At 40.1% G+C, this 8854-nt stretch carries 5 protein-coding genes; all 5 read left to right on the forward strand.

What is annotated here, in order from left to right; genetic code table 11:
- Positions 1-110 precede the first annotated feature (110 nt).
- The 5 genes from E4635_RS15605 to E4635_RS15625 all read left to right on the forward strand — a co-directional run bounded on the left by E4635_RS15605 (position 111) and on the right by E4635_RS15625 (position 8727).
- Entirely contained in the window at positions 111-3482 is a 3372-nt protein-coding gene (locus tag E4635_RS15605) for an RHS repeat domain-containing protein (RefSeq protein ID WP_169630288.1), read from the forward strand.
- Between the two features lie 6 nt (positions 3483-3488).
- Entirely contained in the window at positions 3489-7004 is a 3516-nt protein-coding gene (locus E4635_RS15610; RefSeq protein ID WP_135527641.1) for a DUF6443 domain-containing protein, read from the forward strand.
- Positions 7005-7006: 2 nt separating this feature from the next.
- Entirely contained in the window at positions 7007-7507 is a 501-nt protein-coding gene (locus E4635_RS15615) for an Imm26 family immunity protein (protein WP_135527642.1), read from the forward strand.
- Positions 7508-7515: 8 nt separating this feature from the next.
- Entirely contained in the window at positions 7516-7989 is a 474-nt protein-coding gene (locus tag E4635_RS15620; protein ID WP_135527643.1) for a DUF695 domain-containing protein, read from the forward strand.
- Positions 7990-8466: 477 nt separating this feature from the next.
- Positions 8467-8727, forward strand: coding sequence for a hypothetical protein (locus E4635_RS15625; protein WP_246020824.1), 261 nt, complete (start codon positions 8467-8469; stop codon positions 8725-8727).
- Positions 8728-8854: the final 127 nt, after the last annotated feature.

Raw genomic sequence — 8854 nt, forward strand, 5'->3', positions numbered from 1 at the left:
CACCGTGCCTTTTGATTTGAGTAACTTGCCAAGCGGTGTGTATGTCATCAACATTAGCACCAACGTGGAGCAGAACGGGATTAAAGTGATTAAGAAATAAGATGAAAAAGATGAAAAAATATACTATTGCGTTATTGGCATGCCTTACAGCATGGATGGGGCGGGCACAGGAGACTGCTACTGTGGAAATGCAGAATTTTGCACCCAAGTCGCCGGAGGCTGCGGCCTTTTTAAAGTATGGAGAATACCCTGTGGATTTATCCACCGGAGTGCCTAATATCAGTATCCCTATTTATACGGTACAGGCCGGAAACTATGCTTTGCCTATTTCCTTGAATTACCATGCTTCGGGGATACGGGTAAGTGATGAGGCTACCTGGGTAGGATTGGGCTGGAACCTGGATGCAGGAGCGCAAATCGTATTGGACGTACGGGATGCTCCGGACGAATATAATCAGAGTTATGATAATGTTCCCAATGCAGATGCTATAAACACTTATATTTCAAACCACCCTGAAGGTTATAATGATAGTTATTTCCAAACGTTGAAAAGCGAATCATGGGTAAGGGATGTGTATAATTTTTCTTCCCCGACAGCCAGTGGGAAATTTGTTATAGATAACAAAGCCAATGAAACCATCACGGTATATCCGCCTGATGCCTTCAAAGTTGAATTCCTGCATATTGTAGGCAAAACCGGATTCAAGATAACGGACGCTTTAGGGAATGTATATACCTTTTCAGACACGAAGGAACGTTCGCGTACCTTACAACAATACCAACCACCTTATTATACCAGTGCCTGGTATGTAGATAAAATTGAAACACCAAACCATGACGTAATCGATTTTACCTATATCGATGGAGGCGAAGTGAACCAAAACAGTTATAGCGAATCCATAACCCATACGATAAATACCAATCCGGCATACGCTTGTATGGAAGGGGAAATACCACATAGAGAAACGATTTCATCACTCCAAAACGATTCGAGTATATTGAATACCCAAACGAAAAAACTGAGTAAGATTATTTTTAAAGAAGGTCAGGTTATTTTCAATTCGAGCGGTGGTCGATTGGATTTCTGCCCAAGCAATGATGCAGTTTGTTTGAGTAATGGGCCAAGAAAACTGGATAATGTAGAAGTACAAGCAAAAAAGAATGCCACAGAATTTACAACGACTAAAAAGATGCAATTTCAGTATTCTTATTTTACTTCTGATAACCCTCTTGATGCTACTACGCAAAGAAAAAGAATGAGATTGGATAAGATTTTAAATATGCTTGATGTGGATGGAGGGGACCAAACCGAATTTACTTATTCGGATGTAAATCTTCCCAGTAAGGATTCGAAAGCAACCGATTATTGGGGATATTATAATGGTGTCGCAAATGGAACCCGCATACCACACCAAGTACTGGTATATAGCCCTGTAGGTATTGGAACCAGTTATGAAAGTATCGGAAATGCCGAAAGAGGTGTCAATGCGGTAAAAATGCAGGCAGGCATCTTAAAGGAAATTAAATACCCGACCAAAGGCACTACCAAATTTGAATATGAGCCCAATACGTATTACGGAGTAGACCAGTTTAGCAAATTTGTCCCGAAATATGTAGATGGGCCTGTTGTTCAAGGCAGTGGTAGTGGAACCCAAGCACCTAACGAGTTAGAAAATTACGAGGATGGCTATACTACAATCTGCAACCAGTCTCCTACTATAGGTTGTATCCAGTATATGGTTTTGCAATTTGATGCTGTCAATGCAGAAGGAGATCTTACTTTCCAACAGAAAAATCCTGTAGGAAGTGATCCTACACTTGTAAAACACCAGTATTCAAGGGTACGCCTCATTAATGAAAACACTGGAGCTGTACTGCATGACACTGCTAAATATAATGGAGGCACAATAACCGTTACAAAACATCTAACGGGGATGAATGGTCATTTTGTGCTGATTGTAGAGGCATATGGAAATTATATGAGTGTTGAAGGTACACATATCACTTATTATAACCACGATACCGAACCAAAAAACCTGGAAGGAATGGGATTGCGTATCAAGAGTATTACCAATACAGATCACACTGCTGCGGTAACTTCTAAAAAAACATACGGATATACACAAGCGGCAAATCTTGGTAGGAGTAGTGGGGTTTTGATTAACGATACTTTTGCCACTTATCGGTCTATCGATGTGACCAACTATTCGGCCGCCTGTTGTAATATTGTAAATCCAGGAGGGGGTGATATGCATGGATGTAACTGGAGAGAGGTAGTCACATCATCCTACAGATCCAGTTCAATTACCGGAGTGGAGGGAAACAGTATAGTATATAGCGAGGTAAAAGAACAGAATGTTAGTCCGGATAATAGTACAAACGGATTTACAATTTCCAAATTTACGATTGATCCTGATTATTTCCATGACAGTAAAGGCCTGATAAAAGTAGAAACTGCCAATAAAAGGGGAAAACTCCTTACCAAGGAAACTTACAAAACTATCGATGCTACGAATGTGGCTATAGTAAACAAACAGATTAACGAGTATACGGAAGACTTACGCAGGGATTCAAGGATCAAAGGATTTAAACTCTTTCAGAATGCTTGCATAACAGGAAGTGTCCAAGGGGTTGTGCCTACAATGCCGATACCGCTTGATGCTATTTTTGAACCGGCGAGCTATAACATCCCGTCTAACTGGTTCTACCAAAAATCTACAGAGAACATTGATTATTTCTACAACGCTGCCAATACACCAACCGGTTCTATTTCCAGCAAAACCAATTATTTCTACGACAATCCTGCGCACTTGCAGCTTACCCGTACGGAAACCACCAATAGCGAAGGCGAAACCCTGAAAACCGTCAATTCCTATCCGGATGATTTGCTTGCCGTGTCCCAGATGACGGCCTTAAAAGCACAGAACAGGGTAGCGGAAGTGATCAAAACGGAGCAGCTCAATTCCGGTATTTCAATGGCCACTCAAAACAAAACCTATAAGGATTGGGGCAATGGGATTATCGCACCGGAGATTATCCAGACTTCGGTAGAAAGCAATCCTTTGGAAAACAGGGTACGCTATACCGTTATGGATACCGCCAATGGAAAACCTCTTGAGTTGAAGATGGAAAACGGTACACCAGTCACTTACATCTGGGGGTATAACAAATCCCAACCTATTGCCAAGATCGAGAACGCCACTTTTGCGAGTATCCCAACGGCTACCATTACCAACCTGCAAGGCCTGTCCGACACCGGAAGCGAAGCCAACCTGATAACAGCCCAAATTGCCTTGAGGGCTTCGCTGCCCAATGCCATGGTAAGTACTTACACGTATATTCCTTTAGTAGGCGTATCGACCATTACCGGCCCTAACAGCGATAAAATCACGTATACCTACGATGCCCAAGGCAGGCTGGTGCAAGTGAAAGACAAAGATGGCAATATTGTAAAAGCGAATGAATACCATTATAAAAACTAAGGCAAGATGAAAAAGATACTATTTATTGTTAGTTTATTCCCGATTCTTGCTTTAGCACAAAGCCAGGACCAGAATTATATCAAATCGACAACCTATAAAACGGAAGGCGCTGCCAACCCTGTGGTGCAAGTAACCTATTTTGACGGATTGGGTCGTCCTATCCAGCAAATTGCCAAAGGGCAGTCCGCTTCCGGGAAAGACATCGTAACCCATATCGAATACGATTCCCTTGGCAGGCAACCTAAGGAATATTTGCCGTATGCCAATACCAGTTCGTCGTTAAATTACAACTCTAATGCAGCGACTGATGTTTTGAGTTTTTACAACACGGCCGCGTATGAAAATACAATGAACCCTTACAGCCAAAAACTATTTGAGGTATCACCGTTAAATCGCGTGCTCAAACAGGCTGCCCCGGGAGGAGCCTGGGCTATGGGTTCCGGGCACGAAATAAAACTCGATATGCAGACCAATGCGTCCAATGAAGTCAAAAGGCTTACGGTAACCACTACCTGGAGTACCGGGAAAGGCTTGTATGAGATAAGTGCCACAGACAATACCTATTATGCTTCGGGGACTTTGTACAAAACCATTACCAAAGACGAGAACTGGACCAGCGGAAACAACAATACCACTGAGGAATTCAAGAATAAAAACGGTCAAGTGGTATTGAAACGGACGTATAACAGCAATACCGCCCACGATACGTATTATATGTACGATAAAAGAGGCAACCTGTCATACGTGATCCCGCCATTGGCAGAAGGCGCCATTACCCAAACCATCCTGGACGGCTTGTGCTACCAATACAAATACGATTCCCGCAACCGCCTGGCAGCCAAGAAACTCCCGGGCAAGCAATGGGAATATATGGTGTACGATCTTTTGGACAGGCCAGTAGCGACCGGCCCGGCCTTATCTCCTTTCGGGGATGGGACAATAGGTATGAATATTACCGAGTATGACGCCTTTGGGCGTGTGACCCAAACCGGCTGGAAGGTGATGACCGTTACCGAGGCTAACCGCAATACCTGGCAAGGGAACATCAATGCCGGGACCAATCCGTTTACTTTGGGCACCTATGATGTCCTAAGCAAGAATTACTATGACAATTACAGTTTCCCGGATGCGCCAAGCGTGCCTTCCTTCATAGAAGGGCAGGCAGTATCTCCAACAGTCAAAGGCCTTCCTACCGGAACCTGGCTTAGGCTGGTGTATACACCGACTACCCTGTACGGGGCGACGTCCTCTACTTTGTACGATACCAAATACCGCCCTATCCGCACCCATGCGGAAACCCCAATGGTTGGGTATACCCGTACGGACAGCAAACTGGATTTTACAGGCAAGACCATCTATACCAAAACATACCACAAGAGGACTTCCGCCGATCCGGAAATTATCATTACCGATAACTTTACCTACAGTGCCCAAGATCGTTTGGTATTGCACACCCAGCAGATAGGGACAGGAACAGTGCAATTGATCGCTAAAAATACCTACGACGAACTGGGGCAACTCATCAGCAAAAATGTAGGCGGTACCGATGCCACAGGAGCTGTAGGTTTACAGAAAGTAGATTATAATTACAACATCCGCGGCTGGCTTAAAGGTATTAACGATGTGGCGAACCTGACGCAAGGGACAAACCCTGTGGATTTGTTTGCCTTCAAGCTGAACTACCAGGACAACGATACCCAAAGCTATGGAGTGTACAGCGTGCCGCCCCTATATAACGGAAATATCTCCGAGACGTTTTGGCGCACCAACAGCGACAACGTACAGCGCAAGTACGGTTACAATTACGATAACCTAAACCGCTTAACTAATGCCACTTACCAAAAGCCAGGAGCGGCTTCGCCAACGACCAATTCGTATAACGAAACATTGGCCTATGACAAAAACGGGAACATTACTGCCCTAACCAGAACCGGCGAATACGACGATGCGGATTATTCCCTGGAAGTGGACAATCTGGCATACACCTACCATGCCGATAACAAAAACCAATTGATGAAGGTGTTTGACAGCACCAACAACACCAACGGTTTTAAGGACGACAGTACCGGAAGCAGTGACCCTGCCGACGATTACACTTATGATGCCAACGGTAATATGACGGCCGATACCAATAAGGGTATTACCCAAATTGTGTACAACCATATGAATTTGCCTATAAAAATTGTGTTCAACAACAACAGCAGTACAAAAATTGAATACCTTTACAACGCAGCAGGTGTCAAATTACAAAAAAACGTAACCCAGGGCAGTACGGTAACAGCTACCCAATATTTCAACGGGTTCCAGTATACGGATGGGGTGTTACAATTTTTTGCACATGATGAAGGCTATGTAAATAATACGGTGGTAAACGGTAACAATGTTTACAATTATGTGTTTAACTACACCGATCATTTAGGCAATGTACGATTAAGCTACGGGGTAGATCCTGCTACAGGCGTTCTTAAGGTATTGGAAGAAAATAACTATTATCCTTTTGGATTGAAGCACAAGAACTACAACATGAGCCAGAAGACCTATATTAAAAATGGGGGAGTTGTTGTGTTGGAGCCGTGTAACAGCTGTGCTAAGACGTATCAGGTTAAATTTAATGGGAGAGAGTGGCAAGATGAGCTGGGACTGAACAAGACAGCAATGGACTATCGACAATATGATAGTGCGATAGGTAGATTTGATTCTGTTGATGTGCTTGCAGAAGTGTTTTCAGACAAGACTCCTTATAGCTTCTCATTTAATAATCCAGTATTTTATGGTGACCCGACTGGATTATGCCCTGAATGTGAGAAGAATGTCAAAAATCCTACAGCTGGACAAAGTTATACATCTACTGGTGGAGCAACTTATACATATAACGATGGACAATGGACAAGACAGGATGGTCAATTAGCAGAAGTTACTGTAACCGCAACGGTTAAAAAGAAATCTAGTGAAGGTCAAGAAGGTAAAAAGCCTTCAGAAGGTGGAACCACATTACTTTTTGGATTAATTAAAAATGCAAATGTAAATAGTGAGGGACAAAGCCCATTAGAGGTATATAGGGAGAATAGAGGGAATCCTGGTTACCTGCCAAATGAAGGTAAATGGGATAGAATATTCAGACTAATGAATAATTCCCATATTGAGCAAATGCAAGATTTTGGTGGTGGTGGCTATAATATGTGGGGTGGTTATGGAAGAGCTCTGCAAGCTGCTAAAAGTGTTCAAGCCGCAGAAGGAACTTATTCTGTATATCAAGGTTTTGATTCTATGGGTACCGTCAAATATGCTGGTATAACCTCAAGAAATCCTTTTGTAAGGTTTGCAGAACATTTAAGTAGTTTCGGACAAAAATCCACTCTGGATTATCAAGTAATGGAAGGAGCAACAAATTTGAGCAGACAACAAGCTAGAGTATTAGAGCAAACTTTGATTAACCAATACGGATTAGAGAAAAATGGTGGTCAACTAATTAATAAAATTAACTCAATTGCTCCAAGAAAATGGGGAGCATATGGATTATAAATATGACACGTACAATAAAAAAAGGAGACATTTTTTCAGTCCAAATTAGTGAGAATACTAAAAGATATTTTCAATATATCGAAAATGATTTAACACAGCTAAACAGTGATGTGGTTAGAATATTTAAAAAAGTATATTCAATTAGCGATAAATCAGAATTGTCAGAAATTGTAAATGACGAAGTTGATTTTTATGCACATTGTGTAATCAAGTTTGGTATTAAGATGAAACTTTGGGAGAAAGTCGGCAACGTAACTTTTAACGAAAAAGTTGATGTAATTTTTAGAGGAACTAATGATTACGGAACTAAAGTTGGTGAAGAACCGATTAAGATTTCCAATAATTGGTATGTTTGGAGAACTAATGATGCAGATTTCACAAAAGTTGGGAAGCTATCAGACGAAAACAAAAAATCATATATTGGATTAGTTTTTAATCCTGCGGGTTTAGTAGAATTGATTAAAGGGAATAGGTACCCTATTAATTATCCTGATTTTGAATAAATTTAAGTATGGGAATATTTGACAGATTTTTTAATGGTGAATCAAAAAATGGTTCTTCTGACACAATTACAATAATTCCACAAAGCTGGAGTATTTTACAAGGAAAGAATAATGGGAATCCAATGTTGATTAGGAAAAATGTTGGGTGTGATAAAATTGCAGGTAACAAAAACTATTCAATTAGTTGTGGCATTGCTTTTAAATTGTTGTTCCCAGCAGAAAACGGATTTCCTGATGTTGAAAGTGAACCAGAATTAAATAATCTGGAAGATGATATATTTGATTTTTTTGAAACGGATTTAAATTCGATTGTTCCGCTGGTCATTACTACTTCGGGATTTAAAGAATATGTTTTGTACACGAAAGACGTAAACGAATTTAAAATACGATTGGAAAAATTGAAAGCAAAATACAAACAGTATGAGCTAACCAGTTACAATGAATCCGATAAAAATTGGAAAACCTACAAGTCATTTAAGTAGTTAAAAGAATTACTGAATCGAAATTAAAGCCTAATACTAGATAAATCTGGTGTTAGGTTTTTTTATTAGCCTATCTGTACTTAAAAAGTGGTGTCGGACACCTAAACGTAGCTATATCTCAAATTAGCTACACTACTAAAAACAACACCCCACCCCCTCTCAATCCGCTTTTTTAATATCGAAATCCACGATTCAGCATTTTTATTTTACCTACCTCAGCTATACAATTTGGCTGATTAGCCTCGTATTCACATGATACTTTAAGAAAATTGTTTCTGAGTTTTTGCCGCTACATTTCTAGTTGTGTCACTTTGAGACACAAATATTTTGGCTCTGAAAAAATATTTTTCCAAAAAAGTCGCAATTAGGCTACACTTTGAAAAATTTCAGACTATTTATTGTAAATGATGCTTGATTAATCCTCTTGTATGGGATTCCTGTATCTAAAAATAACATGAGTAGTAACACATTAACAAAATGAAATTTGAAAATATCAAAGAATTTGTAATCACGACTAAATGCAGTAAAAGCAAAATATACAGATTTTATAAAAAAAATGAAGACTTATTTGGAGAAACAACAATGAAAAGTGGAAAAAGAGTATTTCCAACTGACCATGCAAGATATTTTGACAGCGAAATAATGTTTGATGAAAACAAGTTATTACGTCAAGAAAACCAATCCATGAAGAATTTGATTGACTGCTGTTTAATTGATGGATATATAACATGTAAATGATAATCATTTTTATAAAGCTAAATTGTAAAAATAATAAAGCTAATTGAGAGAGAAGACAGAAGAATCCTAACTGTAATGGTTAGGATTTTTTTATGAAAGAAAACATGATTTTGAAAAGCAAAATCCC

This window comes from Flavobacterium humi, from assembly GCF_004745595.1.
Taxonomy (GTDB): domain Bacteria; phylum Bacteroidota; class Bacteroidia; order Flavobacteriales; family Flavobacteriaceae; genus Flavobacterium; species Flavobacterium humi.